The sequence below is a fragment of the Corallococcus carmarthensis genome (assembly GCF_003611695.1).
Classification (GTDB): domain Bacteria; phylum Myxococcota; class Myxococcia; order Myxococcales; family Myxococcaceae; genus Corallococcus; species Corallococcus carmarthensis.
Map to the genome: position 1 here is coordinate 97,181 of NZ_RAWE01000006.1, position 25,553 is coordinate 122,733.

Genomic DNA, 25,553 nt, shown 5'->3' on the forward strand with positions numbered 1-25,553 from the left:
AGCGCTTCAGGGCGCGTCAGGGAGCGGCGTCCGCCCGTGCCGGCGCTCGCACTCCACGGTGGCCTCCCAGGCCCGCGCGGGCAGGTCCCCCAGGTGGCCGCGCCGCTCCCCGGGCGTCAGGCACGCGGAGCTGGCCGCCTGGAGCTTCTCCTGGAGCCGGTCGACCGGAAGCGGCTCGCGCGGACGCCACACGCGGGCGCTTCCATCCGTGGAGCCGGTGACGAGCCGGGGCTCCTCCGGGCGTGGGCTGAACACGGCCGACGTCACCTCGCCCTCGTGCGCGGAGAGGACGAGGTACGGCTCCAGGGGACCCGCCGCGAGCCACACGCGGGCGCGCCCGTCCGCGCACGCGGTGACGAGCCTGCTGCCATCCGGGCTCCAGGCGGCCCAGGGCACCGGGGCCTCGTGCGGGAGGATGGCGTGCGCCCCGCGGACCCGGCCGTTCTCCACGGTCCAGATGCGCGCCGTGCCGTCCTGGGAGGAGGTGAGCACCTGATCCGCGGCCTTCGGGTGGAAGGCGGCGGAGAGGACCCAGTCGTCATGGCCATAGAGCGTGGCGAGCAGCCGCCCCTCCGCGCTCCAGATGCGCGCGGTGCCGTCCTGCGACGCGGTGATGAGGCGGCGGCCGTCCGCGCTGAAGGCCACGGAGCGGACCTGGTCGCCGTGGCCCTCCAGCGGCAGGGGCGCCCGCGTGCCGTCCACGCGGAGGATGCGGGTGGCGCGCGGGCTGGAGGCGAGCGCCACCCACAGGCCGTCGGGGCTGAAGGCGGCGCCAAAGAAGGGCTCGCGCTGGGCCACCAGCACGCGCCGGCCCTCCACGCTCCCGTCCGAGGGCCACAGGCGCGCCGTCCCGTCCAGCGACGCCGTCAACAGCCACCTGCCGTCCGGGCTGAAGACCACGGAGCGGACGTCCTGCGCGTGGCCCCGGAGCACGCGCACGAGCCGGCCGTCCTCCGACCAGAGGCGCACCGCCCCGTCCTGGGACGCCGTGGCCACCTGCGTCCCATCCGGGCCCACGGCCACGGACCAGACGAAGCCGCCCGGCTCCTGCAGCGGAAGCGAGTCCCGGGGCGCGTCCAGCCGCCACACCCGCGCGGTGGCGTCGATGGAGGCGGTGACGGCCTGCTTCCCATCCGGACCGAAGCCGCCCCACAGGACGGTGGAGCGGTGGCCCGTCAGAAGCCGGGGCGGCGCGTCCTCCCGCGTGGACCACAGCCGCGCCGTCGTGTCCGAGGACACGGTGAGGATCCACTCTCCCAGCGGGCCGCCGAAGGTGGCCATGCGCACGGCGCCCTGGTGGCCGCGCAGGACGCGGGGCTCGCCCCGTCCGTCGGCCCGCCAGACGCGCGCGGTGTTGTCCAGGGAGGCGGTCACCACCCACTGCCCGTCCGGACTGAAGCGCGCGGTGGTGAGCTCGCCCTGGTGCCCCTTCAGCAGCACGGGGCCCTGCGCGCCGTTGACGGGCCAGACGCGGGCGATGCCGTCGCGCGCCACGGTCAGCACGTGCGTGCCCTCCGGGTCGAACGTGGCGGAGGTGACGGGGGCGGGGTGGGGCAATTCGCGCGGCGGCTCCGGCGTGCGCACGGACACGATGCGCGCGGTGCCGTCCTGCGAGGCGGTCACCAGCCGCTTCCCATCCGGGCTGAAGGCCACGGTCTGCACGGGGCCCCAGTGCGGCACCTCGCGCGGCCCGTCCGCCGTCTCCAGCGGCCACAGGCGCGCCAGCCCGTCCCGCGACGCGGTGGCCACCCACCGGCCGTCCGGGCTGATGGCGCCCCACTGCACCACGCCTCGGTGCCGGAACGTGCGCAGCAGCGTGCCGTCGGACGTGCTCCACAGCCGCGCCGTCCCGTCATGCGAGGAGGTGAGGACGGTGAGCCCCCCGGAGGGGCTGAAGGTGGCGTGGTAGACGGGCCCTTCATGGCCCGCGAGCACCAAGGGCTCTCCCTCGCCGTCGGTCCGCCACAGGCGCGCCGTGCCGTCCTTCGAGGCCGTCACCACGCGCTGTCCGTCCGGGCTGACCTCCACGTGGACCACGGCCTGCGTGTGGCCGCGCAGCACCGCCCGGCTCAGCGGTTCCTGGAGGACCTCCGACACGTCCTGGGCCCAGCCCTGGAGCTGCCCGGGCTGCTGGACCTCGCGCAGCATGAGCAGGGCGAGCGTGGGGTTGTCGCGCCGTAGCTTCCGGGCGACGTCCAGCAGCACCAGGTCCCGGGCCCGCTGGGCGTAGCGCTGCGCCTCCTGGCGCTCGCTCCGGGCCCGGGCCTCCAACTGCCTCGCGCTCCACGCCAGCCCCGCCATCACCCCCGCCACCACGAGCGCCGCCACGAGCAGCCGCACCAGGCGCCGCCGGGCGGACGCGTCCTGGGCCTCGGCCGTGGCCACGCTCGCGTCGAGGAGCTGGAGCACGTCCTCGCCAGGCTCCTCGCTGTAGCGGCGCAGGATGTCCTGCGCGTACCCCAGCCGGCTGCCGGACAGCAGGTAGGGCGCGCCGCCATCCGGCTCCCCCCGGTGCGCCAGCCACGCGTGGGCCCAGGACTGCAGCTCGCGGAAGTGCTGGAGCCGCTCCTGATCCGCCCGGGCCCACTCCGCCAGCTCCGGCCAGGTGCGCAGGAGCGACGCGTGGGACAGCTGCAGCCACTCCACGCCCGCCGCGTCCTCGTCGCGCGTCAACAGCCTCGCGGTGAGCAGCGTGCCCAGCACCCGGTCGAAGTCGGCGCGGGGCTCCGGGAGGGTGGGGCGCAGGTGCCGCTGCCTCACCCGGCCCCGCATGCCGGGCGCGGGGCCCTGCTGGAAGTCCACCAGCTCCACCAGCAGCCGCCGGGCCTGGCGCTGCTCGCCGGGGGACAGCGCCGCGTAGAGCCGGTTCGCCACCCGCTTCAGCGCCCCCGCCACGCCGCCCAGGGCCGCATAGGCGCGGTGCGTGAGCAGGGGGCCTTCACGCTCCTCCCAGAGTTGATCCAGCGCGTACTGGAGCAGCGGCAGCGAGCCGGGCTCCTGTCCCACGTCCTGGAGCAGCCGGTCCACCAGGCCGGGCTCGAAGCCCAGCCCCACCTTGCGCGCGGGACCCTCGATGGCCGCGCGCAGCGCTTCCCCCTGCAGCTCGCTGACGAAGAGGCGATACGCGTCCGAGTACACCACCGCGTCCAGGCGCGTGCCCCCGGCGTCCACCACCAGGTCCCCGCAGCGCCCCAGGAAGTCCACCTGGAGCGTGGCGAGCACCACCACGCGCCGCTCCGCGTCCCGCGACAGGCTCCAGAGGTCGGTGGCGAGCGCGCGCCGCGCCTCGGGCGTCAGCGCGGTGAAGAGGTCCTCGAAGGGATCCACGAGCAAGAGCAGCCGGCGCTCCGGAGGCACCTGGCGCACCTGCTGGAGCACTTCGGCGTGGCCCTGCCCGGGCCGCAAGAGCCGCACCTCCCAGCCGGTGGCCCGCAAGTCGCTGGGCAGGCCGGCGAGGGCGAGCGAGGACTTGCCGCTGCCCGACACGCCGGCCAGCATCTGGAAGCGCGGGCGCCGGTCCTCCACCGCCTCGTGGACGCGCTGGAGCAGCTCCCGCTGGAGCGCCTCCCGTCCGAAGAAGAAGCGGCGGTCCTCCTGCCGGAACGGCAGCAGGCCCCGGTAGGGACGCAGGGCCACCGGGCGCGTGTCGCTCCCGTGCTCCGCGCGGGCGTAGAGCTGGAGCGAGACGTGATCCAACGCAGTGGTGTCGAGCGCGAGCTGGCGCCGGGCGGACCCCACCGCCTCCTCCAGCGAGGCGGGCGCCACCAGCAGGGACTGGTAGAGGGCGCGGGTGAGCACCACGGAGCCCGGCACGGAGAGCAGCAGGCGGGAGGCCACCACCGCGGGGAGGCCCGCGCGATGGAGCGCCTGGGCCACGCTGCCCAGGTGGTTGTCCGTCGTGCCCGCGCCGCTCTGGCACGCGCAGAGCACCACCAGCCGCAGCGTCCCCGCGTAGGGCATCAGCAGCTGGCGCAGCGTCGCGCCGTCCACGAGCTCGGGCTCGCCGCCCTCCCACGACGCGTTCCAGAGCAGGCCATACGTCTGCCCCCGCCGGCCGCCGTGGCACAGCAGGTGGAGGACGGAGACGGGCTCGCCGGGGCGCTCGAGCGCCTCCTTCAGCGACTCCAGCGAGACGTGCGGCAGGACGTCCCGCCCAGGCTCGAACGGATACACGCCTTCCTCGCAGGCCGCGCCCAGCTCGCGCAGGTGCGCCCCCGCCGGGACCTGGCCTCCCGCGGCGGACCAGGCGTAGAGGATGCGGCCCGCGCGGGAGGTGGCCGGGGCGGGCGCGTCCTGGGACGCGGGCCACTCGTAGCGGACGAGCACGCCGGGAAGCTCCGCCACGGTGCGCCCGGAGGTGCCCAGCGTGAGCAGCTCCCAGGGCAGCGCGTAGAGCTCCGCCGCGGCGAACCGGAAGGTGAGGTGCACCGGGCGGTCCTGCTGGACGGCGGTGAGGATGTCTCGCGCGTGCGCGTCCCAGCCCACCGCTTCCAGGAAGGCGCGCAGCCGCTCCCCCAGGCGCTGCACCACGTTGCGGTCCGGCTGGGGCCGCTCCAACTCCGCCAGGTCCGCCAGGAGCGCCGGCTCCCACGCGAGCGCCGCGCGCGCGTAGCTGCCCTGGGCCCGCCGCAGCAGGTACTCCTGGGGCTCCAGCCGGAAGTGGAACGCGTCCCCGGCCTCGTGCGCGCGCACCAGCTCCAGGAGCAGCTCCAGCGGCGCGGCGCGGGCGTCGGGCGCGCTCACGGCGGAGGGGCCACCGCGGGCTGCCCGTCCTGCCGCACCAGCCTGCCGTCCAGGTCGTAGATGGAGCTGGCCTGCTCCAGGAAGTGGAAGGGGAGCTTCACGTCCAGCTGGCGCGCCCGCCGCAGGTTGATGGCGAGGTCCGGCGGGGAGATGACCCCCATGGGCAGCCGCGACGCCGGCAGCCGCGACCCCAGCACCTCCAGCACGTAGCGCGCGCCCAGCTGACCGGCGCTCTTGAAGGGCACGCCAATGGACATGACCGCGCTGGCGCTCCCCTCGCGCACGGCCTCGCGCACGGAGCCCAGCACCGGAATGCCCTCGGAGAGCCCGTCGATGCGCTCCAGCTCGTCGTAGACGGCCGAGGACGTGGTGACCCAGAAGAGGCTGTGCCTGCCCTCCGGATCAATGAGCCGCATCGCGTGGGCCATCCGGGGCACCTGCTCGGAGAGCATCGCCTCCGCGCTGCGCTTGCCGTCCACCGCCAGCTCCAGCAACTGGAAGCCGTCCCGGGCCGCCAGCCGCCGCATGGCCTCCGCCTCCACCTCCACGGTGCTCTGGTTGCGGCGGTCGTACACCACCGTCAGCACCTTCAGCGGGCCCAGCAGCTCCTGGAGGTAGTGCAGCTGCACGTCCGGAGAGAGGGACAGCGAGACGAAGGCCATGTTGCCCGGCTTGGCCTGCCGCGAGGCCCCTTCCTCGAAGCCGAGCCACAGCTCCGGCGCCTTGCAGAGCGCCACCACCGGCGTGGGCTGATTGCCGAACCGGTTGTAGAGGAAGCGCGTCGCGTCCGAGCCCAGGCCGACGACCAGGTCGAACTGCCCGGAGTCCGCCAGCGCCAGCATGCGCTCCTGCTCCTGCCGGCCCGTGCCCAGCTTGTGCAGCGTGAGCTCCACCCGCACGCGCCCGTCGCGCAAGACGGGCAGCATGCCCTCGAGGATCCAGTTGAGGCTGCTCTGCGCCACGGTGAGCAGCACCAGCACCTCGCGCACCTGCTCCCGCGGCGTGGGAGGCCGTTCGTGCGCGACGCGGATCCGCTCCGCGGACGCCTCCACCTTCCAGCCACGAAGCGATTCGGGGGGCAGGTCTACCCAGGCGGAGAGGTCCTCCGGCTGCGCGGAGGCCGGCAGGGGCATGACGAGGAGGAGCAGCAGGCCCACGAGCCATCCGGCCCGTGTGGGGGTGACGTCACGCATGGCGGGCCTCGCGCCCGGGCAGGCCCCGGGTCAGCCAGAAGTACGCGGCGCCCAGCAGGAGCACTCCGGCGCCCAGCCCTCCGAGCACCTGGAGCGGCTCCGAAGGCAGGTGCCAGAGCGCGCTCACGGCCAGGGGCCCCAGGCACTGCCCGAGCGCGCCAACGACCGGGGTGATGGACGGCGGGCCCCGCTCCCGCGCGAGGCCTTCCCCGGGGCCTTGGGATCGGGGGCGCTTGAGGCAGGCCTGGATGAGCGCGTGGCAGAGGCCCCAGAGCCCCAACGCCAGCACGAACACGGGCTCCAGCGCTCCCGCCATCCCCAGCGCCAACAACGCGACGCCCATCCCCAGCACGCCGCCCTGCAACAGCCTCCGGGTCCTGGCGGTGCGCGGCGGCGGCAGGACATGGCAGAGCAGCGCTCCCAGCGCATGGAGGGCCAGGAGCTGGCCGATGCGGTCCGCGTCCTCGCCCTGGCCCGAAAGCCACAAGGGCAGCGCGAAGCAGAGGACGCCCCCGCGAACGAGCAGGGAGGGAAGGCCGACGAGCAACAGCGCCGGGAGGTGCTCGCGCGGGCTCCCGGTGCTCGACGGGAGCGGTGGAGGCGCGAGCCAGGAGAGGGAGGCCCGGAAGGGACCGGGCCCGCGGGATTTGTCCCGCGCATCCAGCGGGGGCAACCACAGCCGCGCGTACGCAAGCGCGGCCAGGGCGCAGAGGCCGCCGCACAGGAACGCCGCGCGAGGGCCCAGGTGGGCCGCCAGCAGGGCGCCCAGCACCGTGCCGCCGAGCAGCCCGCCGCAGCGGGACAGGGCGAGGCGCGAGCCGTGGGCTGGGGGCTGCTGGGGGTGGAAGACCGCGAGGAGGTACGCCCGGTTTCCGGCGGCGAGCGCTCCGTGCCCGAGGCCCGAGAGGCAGCGCAGCAGCAGCCACAGGCGGAAGTCCCCGGTCCACGCCATCAGCAACAGGGGCGCGGCCGACAGCAGCAGGGCGCCCATCAGGAAGCGGCCGGGGCCCAGGTCGCGGATGGAGCGCTCGGAGTAGAGGTGCGCCAGCGCGCTGGCGCCATGGAAGGCGAAGAAGAGCAGCGCGGCGCCCCCGCCCGGATGGAGCGCCTCCGCGGAGGTGGCGAGGAAGGCCAGGGGGAGTCCGTCCAGGAAGGCCCCGAGGAACGCGAGGGGCTGGAGCCGGTCCACCGCGCCGTGCTCGAAGGCACGCGGCCGTGTCTCGCGCCGGGGCAGGGGCGCGAAGGCCCTCAGCACGAGCAGGCCCAGCAGGCCGCAGGCCACGAAGAGGAAGAGGAAGCCGCGGCACCCGCGCCAGAGCCGGTCGTCGAGCGCGCCCTTCGCGGCGCCCACCTCCAGCCGCACGGGGAGGCTCCAGGGCCCTTCTGTCAGCTCCAGGTCGATGGTGTACTTGAAGCGCTCATGCCCGGGCGCCCCCGCTCCCGAGCCGGCCTGGACCAGCACCCGCTCATCCGCGATGAGCGCGAGCGAGCCCAGGTCCGTGTTGGAGCGCTGGTAGTCCTCCAGCAGCGTGTCCAGCCCGCGCAGGTGGGAGAGCGTCAGCCCCAGCCGCGCCGCCTCGTTCAGCCGCCGCGCCAGTGAATGGGCCAGGCTGCTGGTCCGCTGCTGGAGGCCGTCCGAGTAGAGGTCCACCAGCGCCAGCGAGGTGGCCAGGGTCATCACGCCGAAGCCGGCGCTGAAGGCCAGGCCCAGCCAGCGCCGGGGCCGCCGCATCCACAGCCGCTGCGCCCCCAGGACGAACGCCACCTGGAACACCAGACAGCCTCCCAGCAGGGTGAAGAGGGCCTGGAAGCGCTGGAGCACGCGCAGGTCCACGGCCTGCCGGGACATCACCAGCTCCAGGCGGCCCACCACGCCGAAGCGGTCGGAGAGCGGCAGCGCCACGCGGAACGCGCGCGCGTCCTCCGTCACCTCGAAGCGCTGGCCGGGAGGGGAGGGCACGCGGCGGGGAAGGGGGAGCGCGCTTTGTTCCCCGGGAGGTTCGGAGAAGAGGATTCGGCCCCGGGCATCCAGGACACGGACCGCCTCCAGCGTGGGATCCGCCTCGCGCAGCGCGCGGGCCAGGTGGTGGAAGCCGGTGAACTGCTCCAGCGCCACGCCCACGCGCAGGAACATCTCCACGGGCCCCTGGATGACCGCGCCCTGCGCCGCCAGCCGCTCGAACTGGAGGTGGGCATAGCCGCGCTGCGCCTCTCTCAGCCCCACGGCGACGACCCCGCCGAGCGACGCGGCCAGCACCAGCAGGAGGGCGCCAAGCCGGGCCCGGCGCAGCCCGCGTCCGTGCCGGAGGAAATGGGCAGACATGGATCCTCTCGAAAGGCGTGGCGCCGTGGACGGAAGAAAGCCGGGCCGCGCGGGTGACTTCCGAGGACGGCCCCGGGACGTCAGGTGTGAAGTTTCACAAAGACAACCATGCGGACGTCGTGCTGGGCATGAACGAACTCCGCGGGCCCGGCCCCTTTTTTCTGTCTGTCTTTGTCGCGGTGCTCCTGCTGCCCCCTGGCTCCCGGGCGGACACACCGGCCCCGGGCGGCGTCGCCGTCCTCCAGGGCCGCGATGGCCGGTCCACCCTGCGCGTGGGCATGAACCTCCAGTCGGACCTGCGCCTGCACCCCACCGACGAGGGGTGGGACAGCACCTTCCTGGTCCGCCGCGCACGGCTGAACCTCACGGGGACGCTGGCGTCCTTCGCGGACGTGCGGCTCATCGCCGACGTGGGCCAGTTCAACACGCCGCTCTTCCAGGACGCGTGGCTGGAGCTGCGCGCCGCTCCCTGGCTCCGGCTGCGGGCCGGCAGGCTCAAGGTCCCCTTCGGCTACGAGTGGCTGGAGACGTCCTCCGTCTTCCTCGACTTCGTGGAGCAGTCGCTGCTCTACACGCTGGTGCTGCCCCGGTACGACCAGGGCCTGGCGCTCCATGGCGAGCTCGCGGATCAGCGCGTGGAGTACTGGCTGGGACTCTTCAACGAGGCCAGCAGCAAGGCGCGCGACGAGGACCGCGGGAAGATGCTGGCGGGCCGCCTCTCCGTGTCACCGCTGGAGGGCCTCTCCGTCGCGGTGAGCGCCACGCACGCGCTGGGGGACAACCTGCCCGAGGAGGCCCGGGGCAAGCTGGCCACCGGCTACGCCTTCCTCACGTCTCCCCAGTACAAGGTCACGTATGCCACGGGCGCTTCGGGCCTGTACGTGGGCCCCGCGGATTGGCGCCTGGGCGCCGACGCCGTCTCCTTCCAGGGCCCCACCTCGCTGAAGGTGGAGTACGCGCGCTTCCATGCTTCCACGCGCGAGGGCTGGCTCCAGGCCTCGGACGTCGGCAACGACGCGCGGCGCGTCCACCTGCCGGGGCTGCGCTCCCAGGCCGTGTACGCGTCCGGGACGTGGGTGCTGACCGGGGAGAAGCGGGTGGAGCGCGGCGTGGAGCCCTCCAGTCCCTTCGATCCCTCGGCGGGCCGGTACGGGGCGGGCGCGTGGGAGGTGGGGCTGCGCTACGGGGTCGCCCAACTGAAGTTCGACGGCCTGCCCGGACACGACGGCCCTTCCGTGGAGCGCATCCAGGAGCTGACCGCGGGCCTCAACTGGTACCTCAACACGTCCACCCGCTGGATGTTCAACGCCAGCCGGTACCGGTTCTCCCAGGGGCAGCCGTCCTTCGACGAGTTCCTCATGCGGATCCAGTGGTCCTTCTTCTGAAGGGGAGGGCAGGGCCATGAGTCTGTTCTTCAAGCTGGGGGCCGCGACCGCGGCCATCCTGTGCTTCTCCATCGCGCTGATCGTCCTGCTCAACTACGCCAAGTTCGAGACGACGCTCGGCGAGCTGCAACGCTCGCGGCTGCGCGTGCTCGCGCTGGACGCGAAGGCCTCCACGGAGGCGGCCATCGACCTGGGCCTGGCCCTGCCCGCCGCGCGGGACGCCCAGCAGATCCTCACCCGGGTCTCCGCCATGGACCCGGACATCCGGGGCGTCGTCATCCTGGACCGCCGGGGCACGGTGCTGTTCCAGAGCGGGCTGCACGCCACCACCCACCTGCCCGGCTCCGCCCGCGAGCGCGCGGTCTGGTTCGAGGAAGCCGCCGCGGCGCGCGACGGCACCTGGAACCGCACGGACAGCACGGCGCTGCTGGTGGGCGCGCCCATCCTCAATCCCTTCAGCCAGCCCGTGGGGTTCGTGCTCATCGCCTATGACCGCCGGGCGCTGGATGCGCGCGCGGGCGTCTTCCTCCACACGTTCGCCCGGCAGGCGCTGTGGCCGCTGGCCTGCGGCTTCACGCTGGTCTGCGCCCTGATGTGGGGCTTGCTCAAGCCCCTGGGCCAGCGGTTCCAGGCCATGGAGAAGACCTTTCGCGGGATGGAGGGCCCGGCGCACGCGGCCCCGGCGGACGAGGACGTGCGCGCGTTCGATGCGCGCTACCAGGAAGCCTCCCAGGCCCTGGCCCGTGCGGAGCAGTCCCTGGAGGGCACATGAGCCCGGCCAGCGACGGAGGCCTGTCCCGGGGCCGCATCTGGCAGGTGAGCCTGCTGTCCACGCTGCTCATTGTCGCGACGCTGGTGGCGGCTTCCGTTCAAGCGTCGCGCCTCTTCGAGGAGTCGCTGCGCCCGGACCTGCGGGCCAAGGCGGAGACGCTGGCGGAGACCGTGGCCCTGCAGTTCCACCGCGCCGCGGACCTGGGCATCCCGGTGACGCGGCTGGGGGCGGCGGATGCCTACCTGGACGACGCGGCGGCGGGCCACGAGGAGCTGCGCTACATCGGCTTCGCCTCCCCGGAGGGCCGCCTGCTGTACGCCTCGCGGGAGCTGAAGACGCGGCCCGAGTCCTTCTTCGACAGGGTGAAGCAGGCCCACGGGCAGGAGGAGTCGCGCGGGCTGGCGCGCCTGGAGGGCGCGCTGGACCTGGCCCATCCCGTCGAGTCGCGGGGCCGCGTCATCGGACAGCTCCACCTGGGCATCGACGCGGGCTACGTCGAGCAGCGGCTCCAGGAGATCCACACCGACATCCTCATCACCCTGTTCGTCACGGCGCTGGTCACCATCGAGGTGCTGATGGCGCTGATGGGACTGCTCGTCGTCCGGCCGCTGCGGCTGCTCCACCGGCTGCTGGCGCTCGGGAGCGCGGGGGACTTCACCCGGCAGGCCCGGTTGCGGCTGCACGACGAGGCCACCCGGGCGCTGGCCGCGGCGGCAAGGCTGGTGCGCGTCCTCAACGCCCGCCACGCCGCGCTGACGGAGCGCGCCGCTCGAGCACGGCGCGGCGGGAGACTCACCGAGGCGGTGGAGCAGGCCCTCGCGGCGCTGGGGGCGCGGTTCCGGTTCGGCGACCCGAAGGCACCCGCGGCGCTGGAGGAGCCGGAGACCGGCGACCTGCGGCTTCCGCTGTTCATCTACCTCTTCGGCTCGGAGCTCTCGCGCTCGTTCTGGCCGCTCTACGTCAAGCGGCTCTACCAGCCCGGCCCCTTCTTCTCGGAGAGCTTCATGGTGGCGCTGCCCATGTCGCTGTGGGTCACCGCCATGGTGCTGTGCACGCCGCTGGGCGGGCGCCTGCTGAACACCCGGGGCAGCCGCGTGGCGCTCTTGGCGGGCATGGTGCCCAGCGCGTTCGGCCTGGCGCTGACGGGCCAGTCGTCGAGCCTGACCGAGCTGTTCCTCTGGCGCATCGTCACCGCCGGTGGCTACGGCATCGTGACGGCCACGGCGCTGCTCCACGTCGCGCGGACGTCGAAGCAGCGCCACGGCGCGCGGAGCATGGGCGTGTTCGTGGGCGCCTCCACGGCCGCCAGCGTGTGCGGCACCGCCATTGGCGGCATCCTCGCGGACCGCATCGGGTACGGCGCGACCTTCGGGGTCGCCGCGGGGCTGGTGTGTCTGTCCATGGTGCTGGTGGGGCTCCTGACGCCGGACTCGGGGCCTCGCGAGGCCGCCGAGCACCGCCCGGTGGCGGCCTACCTGGGCATCCTCAAGCGCGGCCGGGTGCTGCTGTTCATCCTGCTGGCGGCCATGCCGGTGCGCCTGGTGCTGACGGGGTTCCTCTTCTTCCTGACGCCGCTGCGCCTGCATGAGCTCGGCTTCAGCGAGGCCGCCATCGGACGGCTGATGATGGGCTCCTTCATCGCCACGGTGTTGGCCACGCCGGTGGTGTCGCTGCTGGCGGACCGGTACGGCTGGCACCGGGGGATGATGCTGGCGGGCGGCGGATCCTCCGGGCTGGGCGTGCTGCTGTTCGCGTCGGCGGAAGGCAGCTGGCCGCTGCTCGCCTCGGTGCTGCTGGTGGGGCTGGGGCAGGCGCTGGCGACCACGCCGCTGCTGGCCAGCGTGCCGCCGCTCTTCGCCGAGGAGTGCGTCGGGTTCGGTCTGGACGCGCTCCTGTCCGTGTTCCGCATCATCGAGCGGGTGGGCAGCCTCGCCGGCCCGCTGCTCGCCGCCGCGCTGCTGGGCGCCAGCGGCTTCGTCCGGTGCGCCCACGCCATTGGCGCCGGGATGCTCGTGCTCACCGCGGGACTCGCCGCGTACCTCTTCGTCCGCTCCCTTCCTTCGTCCACTCCCTCCCCGAAAGCCCCATGACCCGACTCTCAAGAGACCTGCTGAAGCTGACCCCCTTGCAGCGCGAGCGCCTGGACGTGCTGTTCCTGGCGCAGTACGCGCCGGAGCCCGGTGCGCCGAGGCCCGGCATGCACCCGGAGCACGGCGTGCTCCCGCGCTACAACCACGAGCTGTTCCACACGTTGACGGAGCTGGGGCTGCGGTGTTCGCCCTGCCGCGCGCTGGAGGAGCTGGTCCACCTGCGCAGCGAACCCAACTACGTCTTCACGTTGCTCAACCGCGCGCCGTTCCGCAGTTCGGAGGTCTTCACGTCGGCGTTCTGCGAATGGCTGGAGGTGCCCTACCTGGGCGCGCCGCCCAACATCCGCGCGCTGGCGGAGGACAAGCACCTCACCAAGCTGATGGCGCGGGCCCTGGGAATCCCGACGGCCCCGTGGCTCGTCAGTCCGGTGGAGGGACCGCTCCCCGCCGCGCCGGACTTCCCCGGCCCCTGGTTCGTCAAGCCGCGGTTCGGTGCCGCGTCCGTGGGCATCTCCGAGGAGAGCATCCAGGACACGGAGGCCGGGCTGCACGCGCGCCTGCGCTACTTCCAGAACCTGGGCCAGGCCTGCCTCGTGGAGGCCCTCATCCCCGGCGTGGACCTCACGGTGCCGGTGCTGGGCGGGCCGGAGCCCCTGGTGCTGGGGGTCGCGGAGGAGACGTCCGCGCTGCCGCACGGCATCGTCACCCACCGGCAGAAGCGGCTCCTGGACGGAGGCCGTGAGCGCCGGCTCGTGTCGCCGGGGCCGCTGGAGGCGCGGCTGCGCGAGCATGCGCTGAAGCTGTGCGCCGCGGTGATGGAGTTCGACTACCTGCGCGTCGACTTCCGCCTGCACCGGGACACCGGGGAGCTGTTCCTGCTGGAGTTCAACATCGGCTGCAACCTGGGCAGCCACGCGGCGGTGATGTTCCTCGCGCGGCAGGCGGGGTTCAGCCAGGCGGACGTCATCGAGCACATCGTCCGGCACAGCCTGGACCGGCAGCACCGGCTGTGGAACAGGGCGTCCTTCAGGACGGCGCGGGAGGCGGAGCGATGAGCCGCCCGGCGCTCCTCGCGGCGCTGGTGCTGCTGGCGGCGGCCTCCGCCTCCGCCGCGCCGTACCGCGTCTTCATGGTGCTGCACCGGGCCGGCGCGGAGACGGACCAGGGCTTCAAGGACTACCTGCACAGCGCTGGGCTGGAGGTGGAGTTCACGGTCCGCAACATCGAGGGAGACGCCAGCCGGCTGCCGGCCATCGTCCAGGAGATCCGCGCGCGGCGCCCGGACCTCGTCTACGCGCAGAGCACGCTGGTGACGCAGGGGCTCGTGGGCGAGCTGGGAGAAACGGACGCGCCCCCGCGCATCACCGACATCCCCGTCGTCTTCGCCATGGTGTCGGATCCGGTCAGCGCGGGCCTGGTGGAGCGGCTGGAGAGCTCCGGCCGCAACCTGACGGGCGCCATCCACGTGGCCTCGCTGCCCGTCCAGCTCAAGGCCATGCAGTCCTTCATGCCGCTGAAGCGGCTGGGCGTCGCGTACAACCCGGCCGAGCTGTCCCAGCGCACCATGTTCGACCGGCTCTCGCAGCTCACCGCCCAGGCCGGCATCGAGCTGGTGGCCGTGGATCCGCTCGGCCCGGATGGGAAGCCGGACCCGGCGCGGCTGCCCACGATGATGCAGCGGCTGGCGGCCCGGCGGCCGGACCTGGTGTACCTGCCGCCGGTGAACTTCTTCGCGCCGCACAGCCAGCTCTTGATGAGCGAAGCGCTGAGACTGGGACTGCCGACCTTCTGCGCCATCGAGGTGCAGCTGGAGGCGGGCGGCATGATGGGGCTGGTGGCGCCCTTCTACAACGTGGGAGGACTCGCGGGCTTCAAGGCCGCGCAGATCCTCCGGGACCGCCAGCCGCCCTCGGAGATTCCCATTGAAGCGCTGTCGCGCTTCTCCTTCGAGGTGAACATGCCGGCCGCGCACGCGCTGGGCCTGTACCCGCCCATGCACATCCTCAGGTACGCGAGGATGCGGGAGCGGTAGGGCGGGGGCACTCCATCGCGTCGACGTGGAGCAGCTCCCGCATCAGGTCGAGCACCAGCTGCTGCGCCAGGTCCTGGCCGATGGCGTGGGAGAAGCGGACCGCCAGCCGCCAGGCCTCCTGGCGGTGCGCGAGCGTCGAGGGCGCCAGCGCGAGCGCCGTCAACTGCTGGCGCAGAGCCTCCAGGGGCCAGGCCACCTGCGCGCCGAAGGCGTTGCGGCGCAGCAGCTCCCCGGCCAGCTCCCGCAGGTGGGCCACGTCCTCCCGCGCCCGCCCCAGCGCGGTCGCCTCCGCTTCCGTGAGGCGGAGCTCCAGCCCCGCCGTCAGCAGCACGGCCTCCAGCACCCGCGTGTGCAGGAGGGAGGCGGGCTCCGCCGCGAGCACGAGCGGAGAGAGCCCGTCCGCGAGTCCCCGGCGCATATCGCGCGCCTGGGCGGGCGTCACCCCCAGCTCGCGGGAGAGCTGGGCCAGGGGCAGCTCCGCTGGGCCGGGGTGTCCGGAGTCCGCGGTCGCGGACCGCAGCGCCAGCCCGAAGGCCAGCAGGCGGTTGGGGCCCTCCGGCAGCCGCGCGCGCAGCGACGCGAAGAGGGCTTCGCCTTCCAGCGGGCCCTGTCCGCGTGGGGGCCGCGACAGGCGCTCCGCGAACAGCGCGACGTCGAACAGCGCGGAGTCCCGCGCCTGACAAGCCTTCAAGATATCCGTTCGGATCATGCCGCCAGGACGGCGCGGGCGGACCGGCTGTGATTCCTCCGAAAATAAAAGAGGCCCCACGGGGCGGTGTGCCCCGTGAGGCCTGCCAGAGTCACCGGCGCCAGGCCGGGTCCTCCCGTCTGCTTCGGCTACTTGAGGGTCCGGGCGACGCGCTTCACCTCGTGGTCGTGCACGGTCACGGCGTCGAGGATGAGGTTGGCGTAGGCCTGGGCCGCGGTGGCCGGCGTCTTGTTCACCCCGCGCGGGCCGTTGAGGTACAGGTCGAGCGCGGCCACGCTGGCGGTCCAGTCGCCGTTCACCTGGGCCGGGGCCTTCTTCAGGCACTGGAGCCCGGCGTCGATGATGGACTTGCAGTAGGCCTGCCACTGCGTGTTGCACGCCTGCCAGGCCTTGTGCTGCGTGGTGGTGGGATTGGAGGGCGGATACAGGGGGCTCCAGGACTCGCCGCGGCCCAGGTGCGTCGAGGACGCCGCGTGGCCGGTGGCCTCCATGAAGATGCTGCAGGGGAAGCAGGAGGCGAGCTTCGTGGTCTGCTTGCCCACCGCGATCTCATACGGCGTGCCCGGGTTGTAGGGCGTCTTCTTGGTCGGGCTGGTGTCGTTGGCCAGCTGGTGGACGTGCACGTCGTAGATGGCCTGGATCATCCCGTGCGTGTAGGCGCAGATGTCGCGGTTGCGCTGGGGCGCCGGGCCCTCGAAGTGCATGCCCCACTGCTTGAGGCCCTGCTTCGACTCGTCCGGGTCCTCGTGGTCCTGCATCGCGGTGGTGAGGATCATCCCCCAGGTCTTGTCCGGAGGCGCCTCCGGGGGATGCCACCGCCGCCCGTACGCATCGTCGAACGGCACGGTGTGCTGGAAGGTGCTCATCAACCCGGTCTGCCCATCCGTGCGGCCGTCGATGAACCCCGTGTACGCGCCGCGTCCCTGGTAGCCCAGCAGGCCCGCGGTGGCGGGGTTGGTGGCCATCTGGAACAGCTTCGCGGCGTACCCGTCCGGCAGCGGCGGGTTGTAGCGGTAGGCGTCGGCGGGGGTCTTGTCGCCGGAGCCTCCGGAGATGCGGCCGCCGGTCGTCCAGATGGGCGTCGTGCCCAGCTCCACCTGCTGCTCGGGCTTGAGCCCCGTGGCATGCAGCAGCTGGTTGAGCTTCGTGATGGCGGCCCTGTGGATGTCGATGGTCTCCGTCTGTTCGACGAGCTCCTTCGCATTCAGCTTCTGGGTGTCCTTGAGTTCGAAGTCGACCCGTGCGTGCCGCTTGTTCACGTCCGCGTTCGTGAGGCGGCTCCACGCCCACCCGACAATCGCCGCCGTCATGATGACGTCCGCATCCTTCTCGTTGCGCGTGTCCGGGCTCAGGATGCCCTGCTGCTTCACCAGGCTCATCGAAGACCTCTCCCTCTGGAGCTTTGAGCGCCCGCTCCAATAGGCGTTGGCTCCAGGACGCGGAACGGCCACCGGTTGTGAAGGCGGCTAGACTCCTTGCATGCCCCCCATCACCTTCCGTCACGCCCGGGCCACGGACCTGCCCACCATCCTCACGCTGCTCGCGGACGACGCCATCGCGCGGTCGCGCACCGGCTACGCCGAGGAGGTCACTCCCGCCATCGATGCCGCGTTCAAGGAGATCTCCGCTGACCCGAACAACGAGATCATCGTGGGCGAACAGGACGGGCAGGTCGTCGCCACGCTCCACCTCACGTACATCCCGGGCCTGGGCCGCGGCGGGCTCCGGCGGGCGCTGGTGGAGGAGGTGCGCGTGCGCTCCGACCTGCGGGGACAGCGCATTGGTGAGGCATTGATGGTGGACGCCATGGAGCGCGCCCGGGCCCGGGGCTGCGCCCTGATCCAGCTCACCACCGACAAGCGCCGCCACGAAGCCCAGCGCTTCTACGCGCGGCTGGGATTCGTGGCGAGCCACGAGGGCATGAAGCGCCCTCTTTGAATCACTGCCGCGGCTGCACGGCGGCCGGGTCCATCCAGAAGGACTCCCACGGGTGACCCTGGAAACCGCCCGGCGGAGCATGCTAGCGATGGGCGTGAGTGCTGACGCCATCGCCCGCGGCCGCGCAGTGCTTGAGCAGGCCGTTCAGGCCGGGACGCTCGACTCCGTGGCGCGTGCGCAATCGTTGCAGTCTGGAGATGAAATGACGTTCGTACCGCTTCTTGTCGTCCTCGCATCCACAGCGACCGCGGGTGACGTGCCGCGCTCCGGCTATTTCGGCGCGGGAGTCAATCTGGAGCCCCTTGCGCTGGGGCCCATGCAGGCCTTCTCCGGCGGCCGGGCGGCGGTAGGCATCAGCCTCCAGGCCTCGTTCCAGGTGGATCTCGGTGCCCGGTGGGCGTTCCGCCTGCCGCTGGAGGTGGGGGTCGGTGGCTCCGGGGATGCCACCTTCTCCGAGCTGGGTCTCACCCCGGGGCTGCTCTACCGCTGGCGCGACGATGCAGCACAGCGATGGGTTCCGTACGTCGGTGGCGGGCTGAAGCTCGGAGCCGCGGGCGCGGGCAGGGAGCTCCTGGGGCTCCCTCTCGTCACCACCGTGCAATCGCTCGACCTCGACTTCGATGACGACGACAGCGAGTCGGATCCCAACTTCGAGTCGCGCCTGGGCGCTTTCCCGGAAGTCTGGGCCGGCGTGGAGTGGCACCCCAACCGATGGTTCGCGCTCAACCTGGGCGTTGCCTATACCTACGTGCGGGTGCTCGGCACGAGCGTTCACCTGCTGCATGAACGGGTGGGCGTGAGGTTCTCTCTTTAGCGCGCTTCCCTTGTTTGAGACGGCGCGCGCTCGTCAGCGCTGCTGTTGACCGGGCGAGGACGGCTGGCCCTGCTGTGGGGTGCCGCTTGCGCTCATGCAGCGCTGCATTCCCTCCGCCATGCGCTGGACCTCCGCGACCTGTCCGGGGTTCTTCGCGGTGAGCCGCAGGATGGCCCCTGTCTGCGTCTGCTCCACCTTCACGTCGGCCATTCCGTGCATGGGGCAGCTCATTCCCGCTCCGCCCATGCCATGGCCCATCATGCCGCTCCCCATCATCCCGCAGGGACACCCGGATTGCTGCTGCGCGGGCGCGTTCGTCTGGCGCTCCGGGCTCGGTGTCTGATGGGTATCTTGGGCTCCGGCGAGCGGTCCGAAGAGCAGTCCCGTGGTGATGAGCAGGCCGTATCCAAGCTTCCTCATGGCATTTCCTCCCAGGTTTGAACTTCCCAAGGGAAAGCTGCTGCCGGAGCTGGAGGATGGCCTGTCCGAGCCAGACTGGGACAGCGGTGGAGGCGGTGGCTCGCCGCCTGCCTCCCTGACGTCGGAGGCGTTGTTGTCCATGACGAGCCGCTCGGACGCGACACTTCGATGCAGAGCCGTGAGGTTGTGAACCTCATGGACCGCGGGACATCGACATGGGTCCTCATCCTGGCTGCCATCACGGCATGACCACGAGGTCCCCATGAGCATCCGCACGACTGAGACCGCGCGCGCACCGGTCCGCGAGGAGGACGTCCCCGGAACCTCGGAGCGCGGAGGCCCCACTGGACGCCCTCCCGAGGCTGGAGGAACGGGAACCCTGACCCGGCGAAACATGCTGGCGACAGCGGGCGCTACGCTCACGGGTGGCGCGCTGCTGCTGAGCGGCTCCGCGGCGCGCGCCCAGCCGGAGGTCCCGGCGGCTCGCGGGCCCCGCGAGGGCTCCGCCGCGAGCACCGGCCCGCGACAAGCGCGGCAGGACTGGCTGCGCCCCGGGATGCCCGGCCGGGACTACCCGCCCGTGGTGGTGCCCAATGGCTCCAAGCTGCCGTGGAAGGTGGTGGACGGCGTGAAGGTCTTCCACCTGGTGGCCGAGGAGGTGGAGCACGAGTTCGCGCCCGGTCTGAAGGCCTTCTGCTGGGGTTACAACGGCCGGGTCCATGGTCCGACCATCGAGGCGGTGGAGGGCGACCGGGTGCGCATCTACGTCACCAACCGGCTGCCCGCGCCCACCACCGTGCACTGGCACGGCATCCTGCTGCCCAACGGCATGGACGGCGTGGGCGGCCTCAACCAGAAGTCCATCGCCCCCGGTGAGACGTTCCAGTACGAGTTCACCCTGCGCCAGTCAGGGACGAACATGTACCACTCGCACCACGACGAGATGACGCAGATCGCCCTCGGCCTGACGGGCATGTTCATCATCCACCCGCGCCGGCCCAGGGGGCCTCGCATCGACCGGGACTTCGTCATCCTGCTGCATGAATGGCGCATCGACGTCGGCACCCGTCGGCCCCATCCGAACGAGATGACGGACTTCAACGTGCTCACCATGAACGCGAAGGCGTTCCCCGGCACCGAGCCGCTCGTCGTACGCCAGGGGGAGCGGGTGCGCATCCGGCTCGGCAACCTGAGCCCGCAGAACCATCACCCCATCCACCTGCATGGCTTTCACTTCCGCATCACCGAGACTGACGGCGGACGTGTTCCCGAGTCCGCGCAGCAGCCGGAGACGACGGTGATCGTCCCCGTGGGCAGCGCACGCGCCATCGAGTTCGTGGCGGACGCGCCCGGCGACTGGGCCCTGCATTGCCATATGACCCACCACCTGATGAACCAGATGGGTCATGCCTTCCCCAACATGATTGGCGTGAAGCCAGGTGGGCTGGACGCGAAGGTGCGCGCGCTGCTGCCCGGCTACATGACGATGGGCCAGACGGGCATGGCGCAGATGGGCGAGATGGGGATGCCTGTCCCGCCCAACTCCATCCCCATGCTGGGGCTCCAGGGCAAGCACGACTCCATCACCATGGGCGGCATGTTCACCGTGCTCAAGGTCCGCGAGCGCCTGGACGGCTACAAGGACCCGGGCTGGTACGACAACCCACCCGGCACGCTGGCCGAGGCGGCGATCACGGATGCGCTGCGCCGGGACGGCATCGACGTGGATGCCCCGGCTCCCGTTGAGCCCGGCTCACCGGCTTGACCTTTCGGCCGCTCGAGGATTGCTGGACCGGCACTTCGAGGATGATCCGCGCCTGTCCCATCCACCCGCGCGCGGAAGAAAGAGCGGCTATTCCCCCATCTGGTGGTGCTCCTGGTGCTCGTGCTCCCCGGACTCCTCCTTGCCAGTCTGCGCCTCGTACCGCTCATGCGCCGCGTTGCAGGCCTTGGACAGCCCGGCCTGCGCCCCCATCCCCTCGCGCTTCTCGATGCACTGGAAGATGGCCTCGTTGCTCTGGGCCTTGGGGCAGAACCGCACAACCTCCTTCTCGCAGTCCTTCCACGCCTGAGGCACCGCGGCATGGGCGGCCAGCCCCAGGAAGACCGGCGCGCTTGCCGCCAACACCGCGACCATCCGCTGCATTCGTACACTCATGAGTCACCTCGCTTGGTTGACTTGGAGGGGCGCAAGGCATCCCCCAAATCTTGGGAGCGCTGCGTCCCAATGACTGAACACAGGGGTTTGATTCAGTCATTTCATTGTTAAATATGGGTTGATACGGCTGTATCAATAGGCTCACGGAGGCGAGGCGGATGACCGAAAGCTCTCCAGCACGCTGGCTTCTGTTGCTGCACCAGTTGCCCACGCAGCCCGCCTACCTGCGGGTGAAGGTGTGGCGGCACCTGCAGCGCATTGGCGCCATCTCACTCAAGAATTCGGCCTGGGTGCTTCCGGCGAACGAGGACACGCGCGAGGACCTGCAGTGGGTGGCGCAAGAGGTCGCGCGCGAGGGGGGCGAGGCGAGCATGCTGGAGGCCCGCCTGTTGGAGGGCCTCGACGATGAAGCCGTGGCGGCCCTCTTCATCGCGGCCCGTGACGCGGACTACCACGCGCTCGCCGAGGAGGCCCGGGAGCTCGAACGGGAGACACGGCGCACCTTGCGCAAGCAGGGACCGCAGGCGCTCTCGGCCGGACTGGCGCGGCTGCGGCGGCGGCTCGACGAAGTCGCGCTGATTGACTTCTTCAATGCCCCGGGCCGAGAGACGTTGGAGGGGCTGCTGGGGGCGCTCGACGAGATGCTCGCCAGCGCCTTGCGCAAGGAGGCTGCTCCTGCGCCCGCCCCCGCGGACGTGACAGCGCGCCCGCGCGGGGCCACCTGGGTGACGCGCAAGGGCGTCCATGTGGACCGCATGGCCTCCGCGTGGCTCATCCGCAGATTCATCGACCCGGAGGCGCGCTTTCGCTTCGTCCCGGGCAGGTCGCACGCGCCCAGCCCCGGCGAGCTGCGCTTCGACATGTTCGAGGGCGAGTACTCGCACGAGGGGGAGTTGTGCACCTTCGAAGTGCTCGTGCAGCGCTTCGGCCTCCGTGACGGCGCGCTCGTTGCCCTGCGCGAGATGGTGCACGACATCGACCTGAAGGACGCGAAGTTCGGCAGGCCCGAGACAGCGGGCCTCGAGCGGCTGGTCGCCGGCATTGCCCTCAACAACCCCACGGACGAGGAGCGACTCGCACGCGCCTCGGCCGTCCTGGACGACCTGTACGCCGTCTTCACCAAGAAGCCCACGCGTTGACACGCGCGCCAGGGCATCACACCCGAAGAAGGAGGACTCGCGATGATGCAGGGAAGCGGATTCTGGAGGCGCCTGGCGCTGGCCCTGGCGTTGCTCGTCACCGGCGCGGTTCATGCCCAGCAGCCCCAGGGCGGTCAGCCCGGGGACGTGGGACTCGACACGTCGGACATCGAGCGGAGAACCGGCGTCAAGGGCGAGTCGAGCGCGGACGAGGGCGTATTCAAGGTGAGTCTGCCCCGCTCGGACATCCAGGCGAGCGCCGCAGGAGTGAAGCTCACGCCGCCGTTGGGCCTCACCGCCTGGACCGCCTTCAAGCGCACCGGGGACGCCACCATGGTGATGGGCGACATCGTGCTGCTGGAGGACCAGGTGAGCCCGGTGATGGACGCGGCGCTGCGGAACGGGCTGGAAGTGACGGCCCTGCACAACCACTTCTTCTGGGATCAGCCGAAGGTGATGTTCATGCACATCGGCGGCATGGGCGAGACGGCCGGGCTCGCCGACGCGGTGGGCAAGGTCTTCGCCCGCCTGCGTGAGACGGCGGGCGGAAAGGGCCGCGTGCCTCGCGCGTCGGTTGACCCGGCCCGCTCGAAGCTGGATGCCGCGCGGCTCGACGCGCTGCTGGGCCAGAAGGGCACCTCCAAGGATGGCGTCTACAAAATCACGGTGGGCCGCACCGTGCGCATGCACGGGTATGAGATGGGCAAGGCGATGGGTGTCAACACCTGGGCGGCGTTCGCCGGGACCCCACGGCAGGCCGTCGTGGACGGGGACTTCGCCATGCTGGAGAGCGAGCTGCAGCCGGTGCTCAAGGCCCTGCGGGCGGCGAACATCGACATCGTCGCCATCCACAACCACATGACGGGTGAAGAGCCGCGGATGATGTTCCTGCACTACTGGGGCGTGGGGCCGGCCGAAGACCTCGCGCGCGGGGTGCGCTCGGCCCTGGACCTCACCCCGGCGTCTGCCGGGACAGGAGCCCACTGAGGAATGGCCGCTCCCATCCTTGCTCCGAACGCCACGACTCCGGTGCTCAGCCAGGATGGAAGCGCACGGGGAAGGGTGGATCGCCAGCGTTCGTGCCCCTTCTCACGCGGGTCCCGGTCAGTGCTTGTGTCGGTGGTGCAGGTCCGAGACGTGCGGATGGTCGTGCGTCAGTGCCTCGTGATGGTGGGGATGGCTGTGCGGCTCGGTGAGGTCGGTGCCGGGAGGATGCGCATGTGGGTGGTGCGCATCGTGGACATGAAGGTGCTCGTGCTCCAGGGCCGCGTGCGTGTGCAGGTGGCCGTGCCGTTCACGCAGCAGCAGGACGACGCCCGCCGCCATCAGCACGCCCGCCAGCAAGTCGAGGGGCCTGAGCCGCTCGCCGAGCAGCGGCACCGCCACCAGCGCCCCCACGAAGGGCGCCGTGGCGAAGTACGCGGCCTCGCGTGCCGCGCCCATCAGGCGCAGGGCATAGGCATCCAGAACGATGGACAGCCCGTAGCTGGCGAAGCCGAGCACCAGGGCCGCACCCAGCACATGGGCGGCAGGGAAGGGCTGTCCGGTGAGCCAGGCCAGCACGAGCGTGCACGTGCCGGAGCCGAGCGCCTTGGTTCGCACGAGCGCGATGGGGTCCTTGAGGGACAGCCGCTGCGTGAGGTTGTTGTCCACGGCCCACGCCAGGCACGCGCCGGCCAGGGCCAGCACGCCGAGCACGTCGCCGTGCAGCCCGCCCTCCTGGAAGCCCAGCACCCCGGCGCCTGCCATGACGAAGGCCGCGGCGAGGGCCCCTGCACGGCCCAGGTGCTCACCGAAGACGAGCAGCGCCAGGAGGATGGTGAAGGGGCCTTCCAGGTTCAGCAGCAGCGAGGCCGCGACGCCTGACAGCCGTTGCAGCCCCACCAGCATGAGCACCGGGCCCAGCACCCCGCCGCAGAGGATGACCCCGAGCAGCAGGGGGACGTCCTTGCGCCCGAGACGCGCCTCGCGTCGCGGAGCGCTCGACGGGCGCAACCGCCGGAGGGCTTCAAGGCAGGTCAGCCCCAGCCCGCCGCCCAGGTAGAGGATCGAGGCCAGCACCAGGGGCGTGCTGGAGGGCAGCAGCAGCTTCGCCATGGGCGCGCTGACCCCGAAGAGCGCCGCGGCGGACAGCCCCAGCACCGCGCCCTTCACACGTGGAGACACGGACACCGATCCTCCTCCTCTTGAGCTCGGACAGGGCCCGGAGCGCCGACTGTTACTATTGACGGTAGTAGCTGCGCGGGACTAGATCCGCCTTCGTGAAGAAGCGCACCTGGGAGCCGCTCGGCACATTGGAAGCGGCCGTGATGAAGGTCGTCTGGAAGCAATCTCCCGTCACGGCCCGGGAAGTGTGCGACCGGATGACCGGCCGCGCGGAGCGGGCCTACACCACCATCATGACGACGATGGACCGGCTGCACCGCAAGGGCCTGCTGGAGCGCGAAAAGGACGGCCTGGCCTGGCGCTATACCCCGGCCCTCTCCCAGCCCGAGTTCGAAAAGGCGCTGGCGGACGGACTCGCTGCCGACATCCTCCAGTCGCATGGCGAGACGGCGCTGGCCGCGTTCGTGGATGCGGCGGCCGAGGTGGATGAGTCGCTGCTGGACAGGCTGGCGCAGCTCATCTCCGAGCGGCGGCGGGGGCGCGGATGATCGCGCTCCTGGCGTTCCTCCTGGAGTGCGCGGCCGTGGCCGCGACTGTCGGCGTGCTGGCTTCGCTGCTGGTGAGGGGCGCCTTCATGCTGCCCTGGCCCGCGTCGCGGTTGCGCCCGGCATTCCGGGCGGATGGGGCCTTCGTCCTGGGCACGCTTCCCGCCGTGGTGGCGCTGGCGGTGGTGGCCGCCGCCGCCGCGCCGTCTCTCTCCGCGGTGCTGGGCTGGAGTCATGACCACTGTGGCAGCCATGGCCACCACCTCCACCTGTGCATCCTGCACTCGTCGGGGTTGAGGCCGGTGCTCGCGGTGGTGGGGGCGGTGGCGCTCGCGACGTTCATCTTCCGCGCGGGCGCGCTGGTGTGGCGGGTGATGAGGACGCGGGCCCGGCTGGCCGCGCTGGAGGCGCTGGGCTCCACGCGTCCGGGCACGTTCCCCGTGGTGGCCGTTCCGGGAGCGCCCCGGCTGTGCCATGCCGCCGGGGTGCGCCACCGGCGCATCCTCCTGTCCGCCAGCGTGGAAGAGGTCCTGGCCTCATCGGAGCTGAGCGGAGCGCTGGCCCATGAAGAGGCCCACCTGCGGCGCAGGGACCCGCTGGCGGCGCTGCTGCTCTCCCTCGCGGGCCTCTTCGTTCCACCGCCCCTGGCGCGTGTCTTCCTCTCCGCCTACCAGACGGCGGCCGAGGAGGCGTGCGACGTGGAAGCCGTGCTCGCGGTCGGTGATGGAACCGTGGTGGCCGAGGCGCTGGTCAAGATGGCGGCGCTTCAGCGACGTGCGTCCACCGTGGCCGGAGTTCCCGCCTTCGGCAAGCTGGCACTGGAGCAGCGGGTGCGGCAGCTCCTGGAAGGCGAGGCACGGCCGGCGGCTCCTTCCCGGGCACTGCTGTCCGCGGCGTGTGCCGGCGCAGGGGTGCTCACCCTCGCGCTCGTCCACGCGGCATTCCTCCACCACGCGGTGGAAACGGCGCTCCACTTCTTCTCCTGAACGACGGCCATGCCCACGCGCACGCTCCGCATTCCTTCGGCCATATCTACTATCGCCGGTAGTATCTTGGGGCTGCTCTTCGCCGGGAGCGCCACGGCCCAGGCGCCGCTGACCGAAGCCCTGTACGTGCAGCAGGTGGAGGCCAAGAGCCTGGAGGGGCGGGTCGCGGATGCGGAAGCCGCAGCGGGGCGGGCTTCAGC

The 25,553-nt window shown here is 71.9% G+C and carries 21 protein-coding genes; 13 read left to right on the forward strand and 8 right to left on the reverse strand.

The window, feature by feature from the left end:
• Window positions 1–6 precede the first annotated feature (6 nt).
• The 3 genes from D7X32_RS47435 to D7X32_RS03230 are packed head-to-tail and all read right to left on the reverse strand — an operon-like array spanning window position 7 to window position 8,259.
• Window positions 7–4,743, reverse strand: a complete 4,737-nt coding sequence (locus D7X32_RS47435) for an nSTAND1 domain-containing NTPase (RefSeq protein WP_120601008.1) — start codon at window positions 4,741–4,743, stop codon at window positions 7–9.
• Window positions 4,740–5,936, reverse strand: a complete 1,197-nt coding sequence (locus D7X32_RS03225) for an ABC transporter substrate-binding protein (RefSeq protein WP_120601009.1) — start codon at window positions 5,934–5,936, stop codon at window positions 4,740–4,742. The genes D7X32_RS47435 and D7X32_RS03225 overlap by 4 nt, the downstream gene beginning before the upstream one ends.
• Window positions 5,929–8,259 (reverse strand): MFS transporter, encoded by a 2,331-nt coding sequence (locus D7X32_RS03230; protein ID WP_120601010.1) that lies wholly within the window; start codon window positions 8,257–8,259, stop codon window positions 5,929–5,931. The genes D7X32_RS03225 and D7X32_RS03230 overlap by 8 nt, the downstream gene beginning before the upstream one ends.
• Before the next feature lie 128 nt (window positions 8,260–8,387).
• On the opposite strand from D7X32_RS03230, the gene D7X32_RS03235 reads away from it, so the two are divergent.
• From D7X32_RS03235 to D7X32_RS03255, 5 genes are read left to right on the forward strand one after another with little or no spacing between them, the layout of a single operon-like run.
• The gene (locus tag D7X32_RS03235) at window positions 8,388–9,644 is read left to right on the forward strand and encodes an OprO/OprP family phosphate-selective porin (RefSeq protein WP_147450008.1); all 1,257 of its coding nucleotides are present in this window, start codon (window positions 8,388–8,390) and stop codon (window positions 9,642–9,644) included.
• Window positions 9,645–9,660: 16 nt separating this feature from the next.
• The gene (locus D7X32_RS03240; RefSeq protein ID WP_120601012.1) at window positions 9,661–10,416 is read left to right on the forward strand and encodes a cache domain-containing protein; all 756 of its coding nucleotides are present in this window, start codon (window positions 9,661–9,663) and stop codon (window positions 10,414–10,416) included.
• Entirely contained in the window at window positions 10,413–12,506 is a 2,094-nt protein-coding gene (locus D7X32_RS03245) for an MFS transporter (protein WP_120601013.1), read from the forward strand. Before D7X32_RS03240 ends, D7X32_RS03245 begins: the two co-directional genes overlap by 4 nt.
• On the forward strand, window positions 12,503–13,561 hold the full coding sequence (locus D7X32_RS03250; RefSeq protein ID WP_120601014.1) for a D-alanine--D-alanine ligase family protein: 1,059 nt from the start codon (window positions 12,503–12,505) through the stop codon (window positions 13,559–13,561). Before D7X32_RS03245 ends, D7X32_RS03250 begins: the two co-directional genes overlap by 4 nt.
• Window positions 13,558–14,538, forward strand: coding sequence for an ABC transporter substrate-binding protein (locus tag D7X32_RS03255; RefSeq protein ID WP_147450009.1), 981 nt, complete (start codon window positions 13,558–13,560; stop codon window positions 14,536–14,538). Before D7X32_RS03250 ends, D7X32_RS03255 begins: the two co-directional genes overlap by 4 nt.
• Here the strand turns inward: D7X32_RS03255 and D7X32_RS03260 are convergent.
• Both D7X32_RS03260 and D7X32_RS03265 read right to left on the reverse strand, forming a co-directional pair.
• A complete protein-coding gene (locus D7X32_RS03260; protein ID WP_120601016.1) occupies window positions 14,510–15,247 on the reverse strand; it encodes a hypothetical protein in 738 nt (245 codons plus the stop codon). The genes D7X32_RS03255 and D7X32_RS03260 overlap by 29 nt on opposite strands.
• A gap of 128 nt (window positions 15,248–15,375) precedes the next feature.
• Complete coding sequence (locus tag D7X32_RS03265) at window positions 15,376–16,626, reverse strand: hypothetical protein (protein ID WP_120601017.1); 1,251 nt, start codon at window positions 16,624–16,626, stop codon at window positions 15,376–15,378.
• Window positions 16,627–16,726: 100 nt separating this feature from the next.
• On the opposite strand from D7X32_RS03265, the gene D7X32_RS03270 reads away from it, so the two are divergent.
• Window positions 16,727–17,185 carry a GNAT family N-acetyltransferase gene (locus D7X32_RS03270; protein WP_120601018.1) on the forward strand — a complete coding sequence of 153 codons (459 nt, stop codon included), beginning with the start codon at window positions 16,727–16,729 and terminating at the stop codon, window positions 17,183–17,185.
• 202 nt (window positions 17,186–17,387) lie between these two features.
• The gene (locus D7X32_RS03275; protein WP_147450010.1) at window positions 17,388–17,999 is read left to right on the forward strand and encodes a hypothetical protein; all 612 of its coding nucleotides are present in this window, start codon (window positions 17,388–17,390) and stop codon (window positions 17,997–17,999) included.
• A 33-nt stretch (window positions 18,000–18,032) separates the two neighbouring features.
• Here D7X32_RS03275 and D7X32_RS03280 read toward each other — a convergent pair whose 3' ends face one another.
• Entirely contained in the window at window positions 18,033–18,419 is a 387-nt protein-coding gene (locus D7X32_RS03280; protein WP_120601020.1) for a hypothetical protein, read from the reverse strand.
• Between the two features lie 394 nt (window positions 18,420–18,813).
• Here D7X32_RS03280 and D7X32_RS03285 point away from each other — a divergent pair, with 394 nt between their 5' ends.
• On the forward strand, window positions 18,814–20,184 hold the full coding sequence (locus D7X32_RS03285) for a multicopper oxidase family protein (protein ID WP_244238821.1): 1,371 nt from the start codon (window positions 18,814–18,816) through the stop codon (window positions 20,182–20,184).
• 87 nt (window positions 20,185–20,271) lie between these two features.
• Here the strand turns inward: D7X32_RS03285 and D7X32_RS03290 are convergent, their stop codons facing one another.
• Window positions 20,272–20,577 carry a hypothetical protein gene (locus D7X32_RS03290; protein ID WP_147450011.1) on the reverse strand — a complete coding sequence of 102 codons (306 nt, stop codon included), beginning with the start codon at window positions 20,575–20,577 and terminating at the stop codon, window positions 20,272–20,274.
• Between the two features lie 158 nt (window positions 20,578–20,735).
• Between D7X32_RS03290 and D7X32_RS03295 the strand changes: the two genes are divergently transcribed.
• Together D7X32_RS03295 and D7X32_RS03300 are read left to right on the forward strand one after the other, a co-directional pair.
• Complete coding sequence (locus tag D7X32_RS03295; protein WP_120601023.1) at window positions 20,736–21,716, forward strand: chromate resistance protein ChrB domain-containing protein; 981 nt, start codon at window positions 20,736–20,738, stop codon at window positions 21,714–21,716.
• Window positions 21,717–21,758: 42 nt separating this feature from the next.
• Window positions 21,759–22,703, forward strand: a complete 945-nt coding sequence (locus D7X32_RS03300; RefSeq protein ID WP_120601024.1) for a DUF1259 domain-containing protein — start codon at window positions 21,759–21,761, stop codon at window positions 22,701–22,703.
• Window positions 22,704–22,820: 117 nt separating this feature from the next.
• Here the strand turns inward: D7X32_RS03300 and D7X32_RS03305 are convergent, their stop codons facing one another.
• Window positions 22,821–23,882 (reverse strand): DMT family transporter, encoded by a 1,062-nt coding sequence (locus D7X32_RS03305; protein ID WP_120601032.1) that lies wholly within the window; start codon window positions 23,880–23,882, stop codon window positions 22,821–22,823.
• Between the two features lie 95 nt (window positions 23,883–23,977).
• Between D7X32_RS03305 and D7X32_RS03310 the strand changes: the two genes are divergently transcribed.
• The 3 genes from D7X32_RS03310 to D7X32_RS03320 all read left to right on the forward strand — a co-directional run.
• Window positions 23,978–24,370 (forward strand): BlaI/MecI/CopY family transcriptional regulator, encoded by a 393-nt coding sequence (locus tag D7X32_RS03310; protein ID WP_120601025.1) that lies wholly within the window; start codon window positions 23,978–23,980, stop codon window positions 24,368–24,370.
• Complete coding sequence (locus D7X32_RS03315) at window positions 24,367–25,353, forward strand: M56 family metallopeptidase (RefSeq protein WP_120601026.1); 987 nt, start codon at window positions 24,367–24,369, stop codon at window positions 25,351–25,353. Before D7X32_RS03310 ends, D7X32_RS03315 begins: the two co-directional genes overlap by 4 nt.
• A gap of 9 nt (window positions 25,354–25,362) precedes the next feature.
• The coding region (locus D7X32_RS03320) for a hypothetical protein (protein ID WP_147450012.1) at window positions 25,363–25,553 on the forward strand (191 nt) is incomplete at its 3' end.

Bases quoted from the DNA above. Each gene is read 5' to 3' on its own strand.
- D7X32_RS03260 (WP_120601016.1), bottom strand. From the start codon at position 15,247: ATGATCCGAACGGATATCTTGAAGGCTTGTCAGGCGCGGGACTCCGCG.
- D7X32_RS03295 (WP_120601023.1), top strand. From the start codon at position 20,736: ATGACCGAAAGCTCTCCAGCACGCTGGCTTCTGTTGCTGCACCAGTTG.
- D7X32_RS03265 (WP_120601017.1), bottom strand. From the start codon at position 16,626: ATGAGCCTGGTGAAGCAGCAGGGCATCCTGAGCCCGGACACGCGCAAC.
- D7X32_RS03250 (WP_120601014.1), top strand. From the start codon at position 12,503: ATGACCCGACTCTCAAGAGACCTGCTGAAGCTGACCCCCTTGCAGCGC.
- D7X32_RS03240 (WP_120601012.1), top strand. From the start codon at position 9,661: ATGAGTCTGTTCTTCAAGCTGGGGGCCGCGACCGCGGCCATCCTGTGC.
- D7X32_RS03245 (WP_120601013.1), top strand. From the start codon at position 10,413: ATGAGCCCGGCCAGCGACGGAGGCCTGTCCCGGGGCCGCATCTGGCAG.
- D7X32_RS03275 (WP_147450010.1), top strand. From the start codon at position 17,388: ATGACGTTCGTACCGCTTCTTGTCGTCCTCGCATCCACAGCGACCGCG.
- D7X32_RS03270 (WP_120601018.1), top strand. From the start codon at position 16,727: ATGCCCCCCATCACCTTCCGTCACGCCCGGGCCACGGACCTGCCCACC.
- D7X32_RS03315 (WP_120601026.1), top strand. From the start codon at position 24,367: ATGATCGCGCTCCTGGCGTTCCTCCTGGAGTGCGCGGCCGTGGCCGCG.
- D7X32_RS03230 (WP_120601010.1), bottom strand. From the start codon at position 8,259: ATGTCTGCCCATTTCCTCCGGCACGGACGCGGGCTGCGCCGGGCCCGG.
- D7X32_RS03255 (WP_147450009.1), top strand. From the start codon at position 13,558: ATGAGCCGCCCGGCGCTCCTCGCGGCGCTGGTGCTGCTGGCGGCGGCC.
- D7X32_RS03280 (WP_120601020.1), bottom strand. From the start codon at position 18,419: ATGAGGAAGCTTGGATACGGCCTGCTCATCACCACGGGACTGCTCTTC.
- D7X32_RS03225 (WP_120601009.1), bottom strand. From the start codon at position 5,936: ATGCGTGACGTCACCCCCACACGGGCCGGATGGCTCGTGGGCCTGCTG.
- D7X32_RS03235 (WP_147450008.1), top strand. From the start codon at position 8,388: ATGAACGAACTCCGCGGGCCCGGCCCCTTTTTTCTGTCTGTCTTTGTC.
- D7X32_RS03285 (WP_244238821.1), top strand. From the start codon at position 18,814: ATGCTGGCGACAGCGGGCGCTACGCTCACGGGTGGCGCGCTGCTGCTG.
- D7X32_RS03290 (WP_147450011.1), bottom strand. From the start codon at position 20,577: ATGAGTGTACGAATGCAGCGGATGGTCGCGGTGTTGGCGGCAAGCGCG.
- D7X32_RS03300 (WP_120601024.1), top strand. From the start codon at position 21,759: ATGATGCAGGGAAGCGGATTCTGGAGGCGCCTGGCGCTGGCCCTGGCG.